The organism is Bacillus methanolicus MGA3 (assembly GCF_000724485.1).
Classification (GTDB): Bacteria; Bacillota; Bacilli; order Bacillales; family Cytobacillaceae; genus Bacillus_Z; species Bacillus_Z methanolicus_A.
In genome coordinates, this window is the sequence record NZ_CP007739.1 from 828,718 (window position 1) to 845,672 (window position 16,955).

Below are 16,955 nucleotides of genomic sequence, written 5' to 3' on the forward strand. Positions count from 1 at the left end.
TTGAATCAAACGGCTGCATTATTTTTTGGATTATTTCAAACGATATGTATAATAGTAAACTGGGAAGAAAAACTGCATAATTGCGGTTTTTCTTTTTTAATGGTGGGATTATAATAATTACCAGCATGATTAAAAGAAACTTTTTCAGCAAAAAAGAAGTCTTAATATAATGGGTCGGAATTACAAGAAAAATGGAAGGGTTTTAACGATGAGATATGAAAGAAAGCAATATAAAAAGAAAAAGAAACGCAGATGGAGAAAGTTACTTCTTATCCTGCTATTATTGTCAGCAGGAGTGTTTGCTTATTCATATTTCCTATTTAAAGCAGGTATAACTCAATCCTTACAAAAGACTGGCACTGAAAAAGTGGATTATGAGTTCAATGGGAAAAAAGATAAGAATGGCTGGACAAATATTCTGTTGATTGGGAGTGATAGCCGCGGAGAAAAACATTCACGGGCCGATACAATTATGATTGCCCATTATAATAAGGAAAAAGGTGAATATAAGCTGACATCTATCATGAGGGATACGTATGTTGATATTCCGGGATATGGGAAAAATAAAATTAATGCAGCTTTTGCCTATGGAGGACCTGAACTGCTCCGGAAAACAATTAAAGAAAATTTTGACATTGATCTGCAATATTATTCAATTGTTGATTTTGAAGGTTTTGTCCAATTGATTGATGAAGCTTTCCCTGATGGGATAAAAGTAAATGTTGAAAAAAGAATGTCCGCGAATATTGGAGTGACACTTGAACCCGGTGTTCAAAAGCTTGACGGCAAACATTTGCTTGGTTATGTAAGATTCCGCCATGATGCGGTCGGAGATTTTGGACGGGTTAAACGCCAGCAGAAGGTTTTAAAAATCTTAGCAAAGGAATTGACAAGTCTTAAAACAATTCCTAAACTTCCAAAATTAGTCGGTGTGGTTTCACCTTACATTAATACAAACATGAAGCCGACGACAATACTGTTCATGGGCAAAGATTTTTTAAGTAAAAAGAATCGAGATTTCGAAACTCTTCGTATACCGGTAGACGGTTCTTTTGAAAATCAACGAGTGAGCGATGCAGGAGATGTTTTAGTAATAAACCTAAAAGAAAACAGAGCCGCATTGAAAGAGTTTCTGAAAAAATAAACCTGAGCAGTCAGAGTTCTTATTTGCAAATAGAACGTGTAAAATAAAAAGAAGCGACAACAAACAAATTTGCAGAACAAATAGTTCGATACTTAGCAAGGAGATTTTTAATGGATTTTGATTTGTTACGAGAATGGTTCACACTAGATAAAATTTTAGAATTAATAAAAGAATATCGCGCATTAGGACCGCTTCCAGGAATAATGCTCCCAATGCTTGAGGCTTTCTTGCCGTTTCTTCCTTTATTTGTGTTTGTCATGGCTAATGCAAATGCATTCGGATTATGGTTTGGATTTTTATTTTCATGGATTGGTGCAGTAGGAGGTGCGTTGCTTGTTTTTTTGCTCGTACGAAAATATGGCCAGCAAAAGATCCTCCGTTTTTTGAAAAAGCATTCACATGTGAAAAAGCTGATGAACTGGGTTGAGCGTCATGGATTTGGACCGCTTTTCTTGATGCTTTGTTTCCCTTTTACGCCCTCAGCTATTGTCAATATCGTGGCAGGGCTATCTAGAGTCAGTATTGCGCAATACTTGCTGGCAGTTCTTACTAGCAAAATGGTAATGATTTTTACAATTAGTTTTATAGGGTATGATATCTCTTCGTTGATTCACCAGCCGATTAGAACGGCAGTTGTTATAGTTGTAATCTTTATTCTTTGGTACGCGGGCAAAAAAATCGAATTAAAAATGAATATGAGCGTTGAAAAAAAGAGAGCGTAATGAAATTAGTACGGACAAAAAGCACGGAGGAAATGAAATGAAAGAAGATATAAAAAAAGAAGGTTTGGAATGGTTGAAAGCTTTTGTCATTGGAATAATTATATTTGCTTTTATTCGTACTTTTTTCTTTTCAAATTATATTGTGAAAGGTGAATCGATGATGCCGACTCTTCAAGACGGCAACAAGCTAGTGGTAAATAAGATCGGTTACCAGTTTGGCAAGTTGCAGAGGTTTGATGTCATCGTGTTCCATGCAAATAAGAAAGAGGATTTTGTTAAAAGAATTATCGGCCTCCCTGGAGATAAGATCGAATACCGCAATGATCAATTATACGTCAATGACAAAAAAATTGATGAGCCATATTTAGATATTTATCGAAAACAGATACCCGGGGGAAGATTAACTGGTGATTTCACGCTGAAAGAAATTACCGGCGAAGAAAAGGTGCCTCCAGGCAAGCTTTTTGTTCTCGGAGATAACCGCCTTGGCAGCTGGGACAGTCGCCAATTTGGATTTATCTCGGTCAATCAGGTCGTCGGAAAAGTGAATTTAAGGTATTGGCCATTAAACGAAATTGATGTGTCTTTTTAATGAGAGGGTCTGCCGCAGTTTTAACAACTGTGGTATTTTTTTTCTTAATCCGCGTTTTCCAAAATGGTATGCTGAATTTCCAAGATTATATAAAATTTCCACAAAATTATTTTCGTTTTTTGCAAAATTGCATGATATTTTTCTAAAATTAACGTAAATTTTTCTAAAATTATGATATAATGCGCATTTTCTTATTTGGCCGAAACCTATGCAAAACTATAATTGCCTTCTGTGCTATTATTATTGAAAGAAGAATAAGTCCGTGGTAAAAGGGGGAAAGGGAATGGCTGTAAGACTCATAACAGGGAGATCAGGAAGCGGCAAAACTGAATATTGTTTAAAGGAAATACGGGAGAAACTGCAGCAGAATCCGAAAGGAAACCCGATTATTTATCTCGTTCCTGAGCAGATGACATTTTTATCTGAATACAAACTTGTCACTACCCCTAATCTGGGCGGCATGATTCGTGCCCAAGTATTCAGTTTTACCCGTTTGGCCTGGAGAATTCTTCAGGAAACAGGCGGGATCAGCCGTTATCATCTAAACAGTGTTGGGATTAACATGCTCATCAGAAAAATTATTGAAGATCAGAAGGATGAGTTGAAAATCTTCCAACGGGCAGCTGATAAATCCGGATTTATCCAGCAAATGGAACAAATACTGACGGAATTTAAGCGATATTGTGTAACACCAGGAGAACTTTTGGAGAAACAATCCGCGTTTTGGCCGGATGAGGAACAAAATTACAAGGATCTAAAGGATAAGCTTCACGATCTTGAATTAATTTACAGCCGATTTGAGGATGAACTGTTTGGGAAATATGTAGATTCCGAGGATTACCTCAGGCTTCTTTCTGAAAAAATCGCTTCATCCAAGTATTTAAAAGAAGCAGATATTTATATCGATGGTTTTTACACTTACACCCCGCAGGAGTATATGATTATCGAAAAATTTATAAAGCATTGCAAGCGGGTTACGATTACTTTAACAAGTGACAAATTGTATAAAGAAAACGCTCCTGATGAGCTTCATCTTTTTAGATTGGCCGGTGAAACGAGCTTGACGATTTATGAAATCATCAAAACAAATGGGATCGAATTAGAAGAAGTTCATCTTGAGGAGCAGCTGAGGTGGACAAACGCTTCATTGCGCCATTTAGAATCAGAATTTGATACAAGGCCTGCCGTACCTTATCAGGGCACACCTGAGATTTCGATTTGCCAAGCGGTTAACAGGCGGGCGGAAATAGAAGGAGTTGCCCGAAAGATCAAGTATTTAGTGAGAGAAAAAGGATACCGGTTCCGGGATATCGCGTTGTTGGTAAGGAATGGAAGTGATTATTACGATATTTTAGAGACAATTTTTGATGATCATGAAATACCATATTTTATTGATCAGAAACGAACAATGTTGAACCATCCGCTCATTGAGTTAATACGCTCCAGTCTGGAAGTCATTAATGGCCATTGGCGTTATGAACCGGTATTTCGCGCCATAAAAACAGAGCTAATGTTTCCTGTAAAATCCAATGTTTTTAAGTTGCGCCAGCAGATGGACAGGCTTGAAAATTACGTTCTCGCTTACGGAATTCAAGGAGATAAATGGACAAAAAAAGAGCGCTGGATCTACCGTAGAATAAGAGGGCTTGAGTTTGAAGCAGTTGCAAAGACCGATGCAGAAAAGAACATTGAACAAGAACTAAATGAGCTCAGGGCTATGGTAACTGCCCCGCTTCTTCGGATGGCCCGCCGTCTTAAAAAAGCTGAAACTGGAAGAGATTTATGCGAAGCTGTCTATTTATTTTTGGAAGAATTAGATATCCCCGCAAAACTTGAACAATGGAAGCTTGCTGCTGAAGTAAATGGCGAGCTAGTAAAAGCCCGGGAGCATGATCAAGCCTGGAACGCCGTAATGGAGTTGTTGGATCAGTTTGTTGAAATGCTTGGTGAGGAAAAAATTACACTTAAGCAGTTTGCATCTATTCTTGATGCCGGGATGGAGTCATTGCGATTTTCACTTGTTCCTCCTGCTATCGACCAAGTTTTAGTTGCAGATTTGGAGAGATCAAGGCTGTCAGATATTAAAGCAGCTTTTGTCATCGGTTTAAATGAAGGGGTTTTTCCTGCAAAAATGGGTGAGGAAGGAATTCTAGCTGACGAAGACCGTGAGATTTTGCTGTCAAAGGGATTGAAAATAGCGCCTGGAAGCCGTACGCGCCTTTTGGATGAAAACTTTCTCGCCTATAAAGCATTTGTTACTCCTTCCGAGCACCTTTATGTAAGTTATCCTTTGGCAAATGAAGAAGGGAAAGCATTGATGCCGTCTTCATATATTAAAAGAATAACGGATCTGTTTCCAAATGCACGCATGCATTTTTTTGTTGCCGATCCATCAGAGTTATCGGAAGAAGAGCAGCTTGAATTTATTTCAAATGAAACGACTGCCCTGTCTTATTTGACCGGACAACTCCAACTGAAAAAACGCAATTATCCGGTTTATGATTTATGGTGGGATGTTTATAACTATTATATAAATAGTGACAGATTAAGGCCGGCTGCAATTAAAGCTCTGTCTGGCTTATTCTATGAAAACCGGACGAAAAAGTTATCAGAACAGGTAACTAAAAAATTATACGGAGATCATATTCAAGCAAGCGTGTCAAGGATGGAGCTCTTTCACAGCTGTCCGTTCTCCCATTTTGCTCGACATGGTTTAAAACTGGCGGAACGGCAGGTATTTCGTCTTGAAGCACCTGATATCGGTAAATTATTCCATGCTGCATTAAAGTATATCGCAGAAACAGTGACGCAAAAAAATTTGTCCTGGGCAAACATGACAAAGGATCAATGTGAAATTCTTGCGAGAGAAGCGGTTGAAAAACTGGCTCCCAAATTGCAAAATGAAATCCTGTTGAGTACAAATCGCCATCAATACATTAAAAGAAAACTTGAAAAAATTATTAGCAGGGCTTCGTTTGTATTAAGTGAACATGCAAAGGCAAGCGGTTTTTCCCCGATAGGCTTGGAAGTGGCTTTCGGTCCGAAGGAAAAACTGCCGCCTCTATCATTCTCTTTAAAAAATGGAACGAAAATGGAATTGGTTGGCCGGATTGACCGGGTTGATAAAGCAGAAGACACGAGCGGCGTATTTTTAAGAGTTATAGATTACAAGTCGAGCGAAAAAGATTTAAATATTGGGGAAGTTTACTACGGTCTTGCACTGCAAATGCTTACGTACCTTGATATTATCATTACTCATTCGGATAATTTAATTGGTACGAAAGCAGACCCTGCGGGAGTCCTATATTTCCATGTTCATAATCCGATCATCCATTCTTCAAAAGTGCTGACACTTGATGAAATTGAAAAAGAGATTATGAAAAGCTTTCGAATGAAAGGGCTTCTTCTCGGGGAGCAAAATGTAATTCAATTAATGGACAAAACGCTGGAATCCGGAGACTCGCAAATTGTCTCCGCCGGAATGAAAAAGGATGGAACGTTGAAAAAGTCTTCGAAAGTGGCGACAAGAGAAGAGTTCGAAGCATTAAGGCGTTATGTCCGGAAAATGTATGAGAAAACAGGCAATGCCATTACAGAGGGAATAGTCGATCTTTCTCCTTATAAAATGAAGAACAAAACTCCGTGCACGTTTTGTCCGTATAAAGCGGTGTGCCAGTTCGATCAATCACTAGAAAGCAATGAGTTTCGTATTTTAACGCCATACAAAAAAGATGATGTTTTGGATTTAATTCGAAAGGAGGTAGATGATCTTGACAAATTCGGTGATAATTCCGCCAAAGCCTGAAAATGTGACATGGACCGATGACCAATGGAAAGCAATAATGGCAAAAGACCGGGACATCCTTGTTGCGGCGGCTGCCGGTTCGGGAAAAACGGCCGTTCTCGTTGAGAGAATCATTCGAAGAATTACTTCCTTGCATGACCCGATTGATGTTGACCAGCTGCTAGTCGTTACTTTTACGAATGCTTCAGCTGCTGAAATGAGACATCGAATTGGTGAAGCATTAGAAAAAGAGATTAATCAAAACCCAACCTCTGCGCATTTGCGTAAACAATTGAGTCTGTTGAATAAAGCATCGATTTCAACGCTCCATTCCTTTTGCTTGGAAGTGATAAAAAAATACTATTATTTAATTGATATTGATCCAGGGTTCCGGATTGCCGATGAGACGGAAGCTCAACTTATGCGTGACGAGGTTTTGGATGAATTATTTGAAGAAGAATACGGTAAAAGTGATAATGAAGCATTCTTTTCACTTGTTGATACGTTTACGAATGACCGGAGCGATGAAGCCCTGCAAGATATTATCAGGGAACTTTATGATTTTGCCCGTTCTAATCCTTCTCCTGACCGTTATTTGAAATCGATTATCGAAATGTATGATGTTGATGAGAATGGGAAATTAGAAGATCTTCCATTTATGGATGCTCTTTTAGATGACATAGAGATGCAGCTTGAAGGGGCAAAGCAAATGCTGCTTGAAGGGCTGGAGCTGACGAAGCTTCCCGGAGGACCTGCACCTAGAGCAGAAAATTTTATCGATGACTTGCATATTGTTGATACGCTCATTAGCGCAAAAAACGATTCATGGTCAACATTGTATAACGCAATGCAAAACCTGTCCTTTTCACGTGCTAAAACAGTTCGAGGAGACGAATATGACGGTGATCTGGTCGAAAAAGCCCAAAAATTGAGAGAAAGGGCGAAAAAAGTTTTGCAGGATTTACAGTCCGAACTTTTCTCAAGAAGGCCTGAATCGTTTTTAAAAGATATGCGAGAAATGAAAGGACATATTGAAACTCTCATTTCACTTGTGAAATCTTTTTCGGACCGATTTGAACAAGTGAAAAGAGAAAAGGGATTAGTTGATTTTGCTGATTTAGAGCATTACTGTCTTGATATTCTAACCGGAAGCATTGATGAAGACGGAAGAAGAATTCCTTCCGAAGCAGCACTTTCTTACCGCCGTCTTTTTAAAGAAGTTCTCGTCGATGAGTACCAAGATACAAACATGGTGCAGGAAGCCATATTGCAGCTCGTCACGAATGAAGAAGAACAGACAGGAAACCTCTTTATGGTAGGGGACGTCAAGCAATCGATCTACCGGTTCAGGCTGGCAGAGCCAAATTTATTTTTAAGCAAGTACAACCGTTTTAAGCCGACTGGTGCGGATTCAGGCTTGAGAATCGATTTAGCCCGGAATTTCCGAAGCCGGAAAGAAGTGCTCGACGGAACGAATTTTCTGTTTAAGCAGTTTATGGGAGTTAAGGTTGGAGAAATCGATTATGATGAAGCTGCAGAGTTAAAAAAAGGCGCTCCGTATCCTGAAGAAACATCAAACCCTGTTTCCGTCATCTTGATCGACCAAGCCGGAGAGGATGACGAAAGCGATGCTGATGAATTGCCTGAAGCGGACAACATAGGAGATTTCAGCCGGGAGGAATTGCAGCAGTCGCAGCTTGAAGCAAGGGTAATAGCAAAAAAAATCAAAGAGCTCATTGAAAATCGGACTGAAGTATATAACACAAAAACAAAAAGCTCAAGGCCAGTTACTTACAGAGACATTGTAATTCTTCTCAGGTCCATGACTTGGGCCCCAGAGATCATGGAAGAGTTTAAACACCAAGGTATACCGGTTTATGCAAATTTATCAACTGGATATTTTGAAGCAACAGAAGTATCAATTATGATGTCTTTGTTAAAAGTCATTGACAATCCTTATCAAGATATTCCGCTTGCAGCCGTTTTACGCTCTCCGATTGTAGGATTAAACGAAGAAGAATTGTCGCAAATACGTATTTCAAATAAGTGGGGATCGTTCTATGAGGCTCTGATGTCTTTTTGTCAGGCAAAGCCGGAAGCAGATCAAGAAGCACTCTATGAAAAAGTCAGGCCGTTCACAGAGCAGCTTCAATATTGGAGAACAAAAGCCCGTCAAGGATCATTATCTGAATTGATTTGGGATTTATTTAGGGAAACGAAATTTTATGATTTTGTCGGAGGGATGCCAGGCGGAAAACAGCGACAGGCCAACCTTAGAGCGTTATATGACAGGGCACGGCAATATGAATCGACATCATTTAGAGGTTTGTTTCGCTTTCTCCGGTTTATAGAGCGAATGATCGACCGTGGCGATGACCTGGGAGCAGCCCGTGCACTGGGAGAACAAGAAGATGTTGTAAGAATTATGACGATTCACAGCAGTAAAGGTCTTGAATTCCCTGTCGTTTTTATTGCCGGTTTAGCGCGAAAATTCAATACAATGGATCTGAAAAAAACATTCATGCTGGATAAGGAATTTGGATTCGCTGCCAGGTATGTAAATGCTGAAAAACGGATATCATACCCAACGCTTGCGCAGCTTTCATTTAAGCGTAAAAAGAAAATGGAAATGCTGGCAGAGGAAATGAGAGTGTTATATGTTGCTTTAACCCGTGCAAAAGAGAAGCTGTTTTTGATAGGATCGGTAAAAAATGCTGAAAAATCATTGGACAGATGGCTCTCGGCAGCTGCCACCGAAAACTGGCTATTAAATGATTATGAGCGGGCGAGTGCAAATAGCTATTTGGATTGGATCGGCCCTGCGCTTATTAGACATAAGGATTGTGTAGTTTTGCGAGCTGGCATTAATCAGGAAAAAATAAAACTATTAGACCACCCTTCATGCTGGCATGTTGAAATGATTCATAGTGAAGAAGCTGGAGCATTGATTGAAGATAAAAGAAACGAAAGAGAAGAATTGTTGGAAAAAGTAGCTGAAGGCAAACAGGTTCCAATTATTTCTAAATATGCAGAACGGGTAAACGAACAGCTTTCATGGAAATATGAATTTCATAGTGCTTCTGTGTTCCGATCCAAGCAATCTGTTTCCGAGATTAAGAGGCAGTATGATCTTGCCGGTGAAGAGAGCAGTACGGAACTGCTTCGGAAAATAAGAAAGCCTCTTTTAAAGCGGCCAAGATTTATGCAAGAAAAAACGTTAACACCAGCAGAAAAAGGAACGGCAATGCATATGGTAATGCAGCAGATTGATCTGTCGATTCCTTTAACGGAAGAATCGATCCGTCATCAGGTAGATGCCATGGTACAGAAAGAACTCCTTACCGCGGAGCAAAGAGAAGGAATCGATCCTGAACTTGTTTTGAAATTTTTTAAGAGCGATCTTGGGCAAAGGATGCTGCGTGCAGAAAAGGTTATGCGCGAGGTTCCTTTCAGTCTATCAATTCCGGCAAAAGAAACGTATACCGATTGGACTGGTGGAGATGAACAAGTCCTTATACAAGGTGTGATTGACTGTTTCTTTGAAGAAGAGGAAGGAATTATACTCCTTGACTATAAAACAGATCGTATTACGGATCGTTATAAAGGGGGATTTGAAGAAGCAAAACCAATTCTTGAATCGAGGTACAGCCTTCAAATAAACCTTTATGCCCGTGCACTTGAACAAATAGTAAGAAAGCCTGTCTATGAGAGATATTTGTTCTTCTTTGACGGGGGACATTTATTAAAGCTAGAAAATAATTAAGTTGGAAAACCGGCAAGAGACGAGTGTCCTTGCCGGTTTGTCTTAGTTATTATCTACCGTAGGCTGGTCAATTAAGTTGGAATCAATCACATTTGTAATACTAATTCCATTAATTGTAACCAGAATTCCTCCAGTATTGCTTGCTCCGGAGCCGGAATGCGATTTTGTATTGCTTTTTGGAGAGATAAAGAGAGCGTCGCCAAATTGGACAATTCCTGAACCCGCAATATTAAGGATCTGAACGGGACCGATAAAAGCTGGCATGAAAAACATCCTTTTCTTTAATCGAATGTTATTTACTTTTGTGTGATTTTTTTTAACATATGCTTTTACCCACCAATCTGTTCATCTTCACGAGGCAATAGCTGACGGATATGCTTCACTCTCGCTTCCATTGAAATATTTTTACTGTTTCCCACATGGAGAAGAGAAGATGAAGAAATTCCGATAATATCGATTTTGCCAACTTTAATAATGGGATGATGGTTAAATGTTTCACAGGAAAATTGTTCTTGAACTGGTAAAAAGGGTATTGGACGAGAGAACACCTTGTATTCAAAAAAGTTTCCTTCATTGCTATAAAAAATTTCAGTTTCCCTCTGAACAGCTAAAGCTCGGGAAAATCCGTTAATAATACTTGAATCACCGATTTGCAAAGAAGAGGAAAAGGAGATCGTATTAATTTGAATTTGATCCACATATGAAGTACGTTGAAACATGTTAGGATGCATCCGGTGTCAGCGGTACAAATGGACCAATAATTAATGATTCAGGAGGTGTATCAAAAGCAGATGCCAATTGAATCGTTTGAGTGTCTCCTACCATTAATAAAGAAGAACTGGAGACCCCGATCACTCTTATACTTCCTACACAAATCTCCCGATTATGAACTTGAAAATTCATTCTTTCATCATTCCTTTCACATTGTCTGGCAAATTTCTAATAAAGACAAATACTCCATTCTCAATTTCTTTTTTCATTTGAGTAATAATTTTTTCCTTCCAATCTTCTGTTGATCGTTCTATTTGGGGATTTTGTCTTAAATAAAATTCAATTCGGGTTGGAATTTGTTTCTTTATATCTTCTTTAATGAAATCAGTATATGACTCATCAATCTTTACATTTAATTTTTCTTGAGTTTGCTTGATTAAAGGTTCTATTTCTGTTTCTAAGTAATGATACAAGTTATTTTCGAGTTCCATCACTGTTTGCATACGGTCTTTCGGAGATAATGAAGTGCTCAATTGTTGATTATCGACAGAAAAGTCTTCGATTCCCTGGAGGTCAGAAGGATTTAATCCAATATTTAATGTTCCTTCAAGAGTTTCTACTTTTAACTGGTCAAATTTATATTCAATTTTATCAACTCTAATACCCGGTCTTTCTTTTAGTTCCGTTAATTGATTTTGAATTGATTCAATTGTTTTTTCCAGCTGGCGGATTTTCCTTTCTTGCGCTTGAATAAACAGGTGCATTTTTTGAATGTATTGATAAAACTCTTGATTCAAACAAATCACCTCGAATTTATTCTCAAGTCGGCGGCACTAAAGGAACTGCGGGTGCTTCCTGGAGGGTTCCCGCACCGGGAGGCCTTGGTTGCGGAGCCGGACCAATAAAGCCACCGGTGTTGGATAAATGAGAAACCGGCTTAATGATTCCGGCGCTCCCGATCTGAAAAACAGAAGAATTGGTAATCCCCTCAATTTTTATCAAATTGATTTGGATCGATTGTTGTATATAAAAATTCATTTCGATCACCTGCTATTTTAGGCGTTAAAAAAATTTCCTTGATCAAGTAGATCAGTATCATATGTGTTTGTGGAACTTTGTTGATTGTAAACGTATAAACCGTCTCCTGTATTAAAGGAACCAGCTCCTGAAAAGGTCTTTGCTGTTGATACTGGCATCACTTTATAAACATCTCCAATGTTAAAAATCGAACTGCTCCCAATTGTAATTACTTGCACAACTCCGACAATCGCTGGCATCGACTACACCCTTTTCATAAATTCTCTTATATCGTATGTGACAAATAATTGAGTGTGATTAAAATGCCCATGAATTCTAATACAACAAGCCCGTTATATATTGAAAAAAGTGATATTTGCAGTTAGAAATTACTGGGAGCCGCCTGGGATTATAGAGAAACGGATAGTTAAGCCATCACTTATTCGAGGTATGGTTGCGGCCCTTGGGCCAGCAGAGGATAATCATTTACTGTCATTCAGCAGACGTTTACTCCGTTCAAGATGCATTTACTCCCGTTCAGCTGGTTTTTACTCTCGTTGAGGTACTGACTTCCATTATTTTTAGGATTTCCATATGTTGCGGCCAAATTAGCTCTGAATTATTCATTTTACAGAGAGGAATCATACTAGTTATTCTACATGTCAATCGTGTATAATAGATTTTGCAGATTTTTCTGATAAGGGGACAAATGATGCCTGATGTGAATAAAGCAAATTTGAATCAAGAGCGAATCCTTTCACTTGATATAATTAGAGGATTTGCGATTCTAGGAATTTTTTTAGTGAATATGATTTCTTTTCATTCTCCGATTCTTTATATCGATCCATTGAAATGGTGGAGAGATTCTCTCAGTAAAGCAGTCTATATGTTTATAGATATCTTTGCACAGGCAAGTTTTTACCCGCTGTTTTCGATGCTTTTTGGATACGGACTTGTTATTATGATGGAACGGTCACAGAAAAAGCGGGTAAATTTTTATGTGATTGTTGTCAGAAGGCTGTTTTTACTGTTTTTGATTGGTGTGATCCACGCTTTTTTTATCTGGCATGGGGATATTTTGATTAATTATGCTATACTCGGTTTTATTATGTTATTGTTTCTAAAATTACCTCCAAGATCGTTAATGATTACAGGAACATTGCTATATGTTATCCCCAATATTTTTTTAACTTTGTTTATATCAATCGGAATGCTGTTTGCGCCTAGGGAAGAATGGAATCGACACGATGAACATTCTGCAGCTGCTTCAATCGAGGTGTACAGTCATGGAAGCTATACTGAGATAACAGAACAAAGAGTGAGGGATTGGTATATGGTAAATAACCTTGAATCATTCTTTATGATGCTTACAGCCATCCTTCCATTGTTTATGCTTGGAGCCGGAACAGCTAAATTAAAATGGCTGGAAAACCCTGAACGGCATAAAAAATGGCTGCTTTTCATAATGGCTGCAGCAGGAATTACAGGGCTGATTCTTAAAGGCCTTCCTTACTTATTTGGCACAAATATCGCAATTGACTATATACAAGATACATTTGGAGGCCCGTTATTATCCATTGCTTATGCTCTCAGTATAGCTTTACTTGTTAATCGAAAAAGGGCGGCTTTGTTTCTTTCTTCAATAGCAGCAGTTGGAAGAATGTCATTAAGCAATTATTTATTCCAATCGATCTGTTCTACTTTTATTTTTTATAGTTACGGGCTTGGATATTATGGGAAGATATCTTTATTTGAAGGCACGATTCTTGCATTAGCCATATTCGTTGTTCAAGCAGCTGTAAGCTACATTTGGATGAAACATTTTTATTATGGTCCAATGGAATGGTTATGGCGCAGTTTTACTTATTTATCGCTGCCGAAGTGGAAACGTTTTTCACAATAAAATCAATAGATTAGAATATTCTTGTAAAAAGGGGTGGGCTCATGAAATTTGTAACAGCAAAAGATAAAAATGGAGTGTTTGTTGGGATTGTAAATGAAGAAAACAACAGTGTGCTTCCGATTAGAAAGGCAGAAGAACGTCGTTCAGGTGAACTACATTTTCCAGTGACGATGATAGAATGCATTGCTCTCGGAGATGATTTTATTAAAAAAGTAGAAAACCTGATAGAATGGGTCAATAACAGTGAAGGAGGAAAAGAATTATATGTTCCCTTAGAGAAAGTGGAACTGCTTGCTCCCATTCCTAGGCCGGCAAAAAATATATTTTGTGTAGGCAAAAATTATGCTGAACATGCAATTGAAATGGGAAGCAAGGATGATATTCCCGAACATGTAATGGTATTTACGAAAGCTCCCACTACAGTCATTGGTCATCAACAAAAGGTTCTTAACCATCTAAAAGTGACAAAAGAGCTTGATTATGAAGGAGAATTGGCAGTTGTTATTGGAAAAGCGGGAAAAGCAATCAAGAAAGAAGAGGCGCTTGATTATGTATTCGGCTATACGATTATCAATGATATTACAGCTAGAGATCTCCAAAGCCGCCACAAACAGTTTTTCATTGGGAAAAGCCTTGATGCAACTTGTCCAATGGGACCTTGGATCGTCCATAAATCAGTAATTGAAAATCCTAATCAATTAAATATTCAAACAAAAGTGAATGGGGAAATGAGACAAAACTCCAATACAAAACACTTTATCTTCCCTGTAGAGGAAATTATTTCTGTTCTTTCTGCCGGAATGACGCTTGAACCTGGCGACATTATTGCAACCGGAACACCTGCAGGGGTAGGGAAAGGCTTTAAGCCGCCAAGGTTTTTAAATCCGGGTGATGTCATTGAGGTCTCCATCGAAAAAATAGGAACATTAACCAACCAAATTGCCGATGAATAATGAACGGTAATTTACCCCATTTGTTTAGTTTTTTTCATGACAATATGATATGATGATAAAGAATGATACATAAGGAGGCAATGTCAATGACACACGCCCATATTACTGCCTGGTTTTTAGCACTTGTTCTATTTTTCATTGCGCTGGGCCTTCATAAAAGCGGAAAAGCAAAAGGATTTAGAGTAGTACAGATGATTCTGAGAGTATTTTACATACTAATTGTAGCTACCGGTGTATGGATGTTAACAAGTATTTCCACTATCAGTTTGCTCTATATCTTAAAGTCTGCAGTCGGGCTATGGGTAATTGCCATGCTTGAATTGATTTTAATCCGGACGGCCAAACAACAAAGAACTTCGACTTTATGGATCCAATTTGTCGTTGCTTTTTTGCTTGTCTTGTATTTAGGATTTAAGCTTCCGTTAGGATTTCATTTCCTATAAAACTTATAAAAAGATATGATTCACAAAAAGCTGCCAAATTGGCGGCTTTTTTTCTGCTTTTCTCGTTTTTTTAACTATAGAAAGATTTCAAGTCTGCTTTCTATGTTTAATTTAATATTGACGAATATTATGAAATTTATAAAAATTAAAATATAGTATAATGGAATGGGGAAGGAGGATTTCCCTCTGCAAGTTTACATTCGTTTATTGTATCTATTGCTTTTATGGGGCGGAGCTTTTTGCTTCTTTCTGCATACTTCCCATATGTCGATATTCCTATTCTTTTGTACCTCATCACTTGCCTTATACTTTATGATTCCAATTATCAAAAAGAAATGGATTCCATACTGGATCTTATCTTTTTCTTCAGCCGCTACCCTCTTGTTAACAGAAGACATGCCTTTTTGGATTTTTGTTGCGATTGCATTTTTTTATGTTTTTGAAGCGGGCCGGGATTTAATGCCTGCAAACTTTCGGGTACTTTTGATTTCAATTTTTATATTCATAGGAGCAATATTTTATTTTCATTATTCATTTTTTTATTGGAGCATTTACATAGGAATTTCGTTAAATATCTTCATGGTTCTTTTTTATTGCAACAGCTTCCAAAATGAACTCTTTTATCAGCGTGACTTGTATGATCAACTTCTTGATGAATATCGAAAGCTAAAAAGACTTGCTCTTGAAAATGAACGGACCGCCAGGCTTGAAGAGCGGACGCGAATTGCAAGAGAGATGCATGATTCCGTTGGACATAAGCTTACGGTATTAAATATGCAGATTGGGATGATGCTGACAGAGAATAAAACAGATTTGCTTTTGCAAATGAAGGAAATCGTTGAAGACAGCCTTAAAGAAACAAGAAGGGCAGTACGTGCCCTTGAAACGGATGAGATCGAAGGAATTTCTTCGGTGATCCATTTAATACGGAAACTGGAGGCCGAGAGCCATTTAAGAGTACATTTTACAACAAAGCAGGGAGTTCTTGGTGTTTCTTTATCAAACCAACATAGTGTTGTATTGTACAGGGTGATTCAGGAAGCATTAACAAACGCAATGAAGCATGCATTTTCCAAAGAAGTGTATGTTACCCTTGGCGTCTCACCTATTGGACAGTTAACACTTGAAATAAAAAATAAAATCCATTCGCATAAACCTTTCCATGAAGGTTTTGGGTTGAGGAATATAAAGGAGCGGATGATTGAAATCGGCGGTAACATTACTATTTTTCAAACAGACAATCATTTTATTATTCAAGGAACAATGCCGAGAGAAGGTGAGAATCATGATTCGAATTTTGTTGGTTGAGGATCAGAGTATGGTTCGTCAAGGACTTAAGATGATTATCGAACAAGATGAAGAATTCTCTGTAATAGGAGAAGCGGAAAACGGAAGAGAAGCTATTGCTTTCCTTGAAAATCATGCAGTCGATGTTGTTTTGATGGATGTTCGTATGCCTGTCATGAACGGTCTCGAAGCGGCCCATAAAATTAAACAAAGATGGCCGGAAATTAAAATCATCATTCTGACGACCTTTAACGATGAAGAATATGCTTTACAGGCATTCAAGGACGGGGTAAGCGGATTTTTATTAAAAACCGCTGATGGGCCAAAATTAATCCATTCCATTAGAAGCTCCATAAACGGTGGGATCTCGATACATGAACAAGTAGCAGCAAAAGTGATGCCAAAGCTTTTGCAAAAGCCGGCAGCACCTCCTGCAAACCTTCCATTAACACCTAGGGAATTAGAAATCACAAAAATGGTCGGTCAAGGCAAAACGAATAAAGAAATTTCAGCCGAACTGTATTTGTCAATTGGAACCGTTAAAAACCATCTGACGCAAATTCTGGATAAATTGGAACTGCGCGATCGAACCCAACTTGCTATTTTTGCAGTAAAGAATAATATCATATAAAATTT

Annotated in this window: 16 protein-coding genes; 10 read left to right on the forward strand and 6 right to left on the reverse strand. The window is 38.3% G+C overall.

Annotated elements, in window-relative coordinates:
* Nucleotides 1-208 precede the first annotated feature (208 nt).
* The 5 genes from BMMGA3_RS04155 to addA all read left to right on the forward strand — a co-directional run bounded on the left by BMMGA3_RS04155 (nucleotide 209) and on the right by addA (nucleotide 10,005).
* On the forward strand, nucleotides 209-1,144 hold the full coding sequence (locus tag BMMGA3_RS04155) for an LCP family protein (RefSeq protein WP_034669287.1): 936 nt from the start codon (nucleotides 209-211) through the stop codon (nucleotides 1,142-1,144).
* Between the two features lie 110 nt (nucleotides 1,145-1,254).
* A complete protein-coding gene (locus tag BMMGA3_RS04160; protein ID WP_004433472.1) occupies nucleotides 1,255-1,866 on the forward strand; it encodes a TVP38/TMEM64 family protein in 612 nt (203 codons plus the stop codon).
* Nucleotides 1,867-1,903: 37 nt separating this feature from the next.
* On the forward strand, nucleotides 1,904-2,458 hold the full coding sequence (gene lepB, locus BMMGA3_RS04165) for a signal peptidase I (RefSeq protein WP_004433475.1): 555 nt from the start codon (nucleotides 1,904-1,906) through the stop codon (nucleotides 2,456-2,458).
* 283 nt (nucleotides 2,459-2,741) lie between these two features.
* Nucleotides 2,742-6,263 carry a helicase-exonuclease AddAB subunit AddB gene (addB, locus tag BMMGA3_RS04170; RefSeq protein ID WP_004433478.1) on the forward strand — a complete coding sequence of 1,174 codons (3,522 nt, stop codon included), beginning with the start codon at nucleotides 2,742-2,744 and terminating at the stop codon, nucleotides 6,261-6,263.
* The gene (gene addA, locus BMMGA3_RS04175; RefSeq protein ID WP_034669194.1) at nucleotides 6,223-10,005 is read left to right on the forward strand and encodes a helicase-exonuclease AddAB subunit AddA; all 3,783 of its coding nucleotides are present in this window, start codon (nucleotides 6,223-6,225) and stop codon (nucleotides 10,003-10,005) included. Before addB ends, addA begins: the two co-directional genes overlap by 41 nt.
* Before the next feature lie 42 nt (nucleotides 10,006-10,047).
* Here the strand turns inward: addA and BMMGA3_RS04180 are convergent, their stop codons facing one another.
* The 6 genes from BMMGA3_RS04180 to BMMGA3_RS04205 all read right to left on the reverse strand — a co-directional run bounded on the left by BMMGA3_RS04180 (nucleotide 10,048) and on the right by BMMGA3_RS04205 (nucleotide 11,993).
* Complete coding sequence (locus BMMGA3_RS04180; protein ID WP_004433484.1) at nucleotides 10,048-10,269, reverse strand: spore germination protein; 222 nt, start codon at nucleotides 10,267-10,269, stop codon at nucleotides 10,048-10,050.
* Between the two features lie 65 nt (nucleotides 10,270-10,334).
* On the reverse strand, nucleotides 10,335-10,724 hold the full coding sequence (locus tag BMMGA3_RS04185) for a spore germination protein GerPE (RefSeq protein WP_004433488.1): 390 nt from the start codon (nucleotides 10,722-10,724) through the stop codon (nucleotides 10,335-10,337).
* A gap of 1 nt (nucleotide 10,725) precedes the next feature.
* A complete protein-coding gene (locus tag BMMGA3_RS04190) occupies nucleotides 10,726-10,908 on the reverse strand; it encodes a hypothetical protein (RefSeq protein ID WP_004433491.1) in 183 nt (60 codons plus the stop codon).
* The gene (gene gerPC, locus BMMGA3_RS04195; RefSeq protein ID WP_004433494.1) at nucleotides 10,905-11,513 is read right to left on the reverse strand and encodes a spore germination protein GerPC; all 609 of its coding nucleotides are present in this window, start codon (nucleotides 11,511-11,513) and stop codon (nucleotides 10,905-10,907) included. Before gerPC ends, BMMGA3_RS04190 begins: the two co-directional genes overlap by 4 nt.
* 22 nt (nucleotides 11,514-11,535) lie before the next feature.
* Nucleotides 11,536-11,754, reverse strand: a complete 219-nt coding sequence (locus tag BMMGA3_RS04200; RefSeq protein ID WP_004433496.1) for a spore germination protein GerPB — start codon at nucleotides 11,752-11,754, stop codon at nucleotides 11,536-11,538.
* Nucleotides 11,755-11,771: 17 nt separating this feature from the next.
* A complete protein-coding gene (locus BMMGA3_RS04205) occupies nucleotides 11,772-11,993 on the reverse strand; it encodes a spore germination protein (RefSeq protein ID WP_004433500.1) in 222 nt (73 codons plus the stop codon).
* Between the two features lie 452 nt (nucleotides 11,994-12,445).
* Between BMMGA3_RS04205 and BMMGA3_RS04210 the strand changes: the two genes are divergently transcribed.
* The 5 genes from BMMGA3_RS04210 (at nucleotide 12,446) to BMMGA3_RS04230 (ending at nucleotide 16,950) form a co-directional block, all read left to right on the forward strand.
* Nucleotides 12,446-13,636, forward strand: coding sequence for a DUF418 domain-containing protein (locus BMMGA3_RS04210; RefSeq protein ID WP_004433504.1), 1,191 nt, complete (start codon nucleotides 12,446-12,448; stop codon nucleotides 13,634-13,636).
* A gap of 41 nt (nucleotides 13,637-13,677) precedes the next feature.
* Nucleotides 13,678-14,589: a fumarylacetoacetate hydrolase family protein gene (locus tag BMMGA3_RS04215; protein ID WP_004433508.1), complete on the forward strand. Its 912-nt coding sequence runs from the start codon at nucleotides 13,678-13,680 to the stop codon at nucleotides 14,587-14,589.
* Between the two features lie 86 nt (nucleotides 14,590-14,675).
* Nucleotides 14,676-15,032, forward strand: a complete 357-nt coding sequence (locus tag BMMGA3_RS04220) for a YisL family protein (protein ID WP_004433511.1) — start codon at nucleotides 14,676-14,678, stop codon at nucleotides 15,030-15,032.
* 312 nt (nucleotides 15,033-15,344) lie between these two features.
* Nucleotides 15,345-16,340: a sensor histidine kinase gene (locus BMMGA3_RS04225; protein WP_237712818.1), complete on the forward strand. Its 996-nt coding sequence runs from the start codon at nucleotides 15,345-15,347 to the stop codon at nucleotides 16,338-16,340.
* On the forward strand, nucleotides 16,318-16,950 hold the full coding sequence (locus BMMGA3_RS04230; protein ID WP_004433519.1) for a response regulator transcription factor: 633 nt from the start codon (nucleotides 16,318-16,320) through the stop codon (nucleotides 16,948-16,950). The genes BMMGA3_RS04225 and BMMGA3_RS04230 overlap by 23 nt, the downstream gene beginning before the upstream one ends.
* The last annotated feature ends 5 nt before the right edge of the window (nucleotides 16,951-16,955 follow it).

Excerpts from the sequence above, each read along its gene's own strand:
- BMMGA3_RS04155 (WP_034669287.1), top strand. The coding sequence starts at position 209 with ATGAGATATGAAAGAAAGCAATATAAAAAGAAAAAGAAACGCAGATGG.
- BMMGA3_RS04160 (WP_004433472.1), top strand. The coding sequence starts at position 1,255 with ATGGATTTTGATTTGTTACGAGAATGGTTCACACTAGATAAAATTTTA.
- lepB (WP_004433475.1), top strand. The coding sequence starts at position 1,904 with ATGAAAGAAGATATAAAAAAAGAAGGTTTGGAATGGTTGAAAGCTTTT.
- addB (WP_004433478.1), top strand. The coding sequence starts at position 2,742 with ATGGCTGTAAGACTCATAACAGGGAGATCAGGAAGCGGCAAAACTGAA.
- addA (WP_034669194.1), top strand. The coding sequence starts at position 6,223 with ATGATCTTGACAAATTCGGTGATAATTCCGCCAAAGCCTGAAAATGTG.
- BMMGA3_RS04180 (WP_004433484.1), bottom strand. The coding sequence starts at position 10,269 with ATGCCAGCTTTTATCGGTCCCGTTCAGATCCTTAATATTGCGGGTTCA.
- BMMGA3_RS04185 (WP_004433488.1), bottom strand. The coding sequence starts at position 10,724 with ATGTTTCAACGTACTTCATATGTGGATCAAATTCAAATTAATACGATC.
- BMMGA3_RS04190 (WP_004433491.1), bottom strand. The coding sequence starts at position 10,908 with ATGAATTTTCAAGTTCATAATCGGGAGATTTGTGTAGGAAGTATAAGA.
- BMMGA3_RS04200 (WP_004433496.1), bottom strand. The coding sequence starts at position 11,754 with ATGAATTTTTATATACAACAATCGATCCAAATCAATTTGATAAAAATT.
- BMMGA3_RS04205 (WP_004433500.1), bottom strand. The coding sequence starts at position 11,993 with ATGCCAGCGATTGTCGGAGTTGTGCAAGTAATTACAATTGGGAGCAGT.
- BMMGA3_RS04210 (WP_004433504.1), top strand. The coding sequence starts at position 12,446 with ATGCCTGATGTGAATAAAGCAAATTTGAATCAAGAGCGAATCCTTTCA.
- BMMGA3_RS04215 (WP_004433508.1), top strand. The coding sequence starts at position 13,678 with ATGAAATTTGTAACAGCAAAAGATAAAAATGGAGTGTTTGTTGGGATT.
- BMMGA3_RS04220 (WP_004433511.1), top strand. The coding sequence starts at position 14,676 with ATGACACACGCCCATATTACTGCCTGGTTTTTAGCACTTGTTCTATTT.
- BMMGA3_RS04225 (WP_237712818.1), top strand. The coding sequence starts at position 15,345 with ATGATTCCAATTATCAAAAAGAAATGGATTCCATACTGGATCTTATCT.
- BMMGA3_RS04230 (WP_004433519.1), top strand. The coding sequence starts at position 16,318 with ATGATTCGAATTTTGTTGGTTGAGGATCAGAGTATGGTTCGTCAAGGA.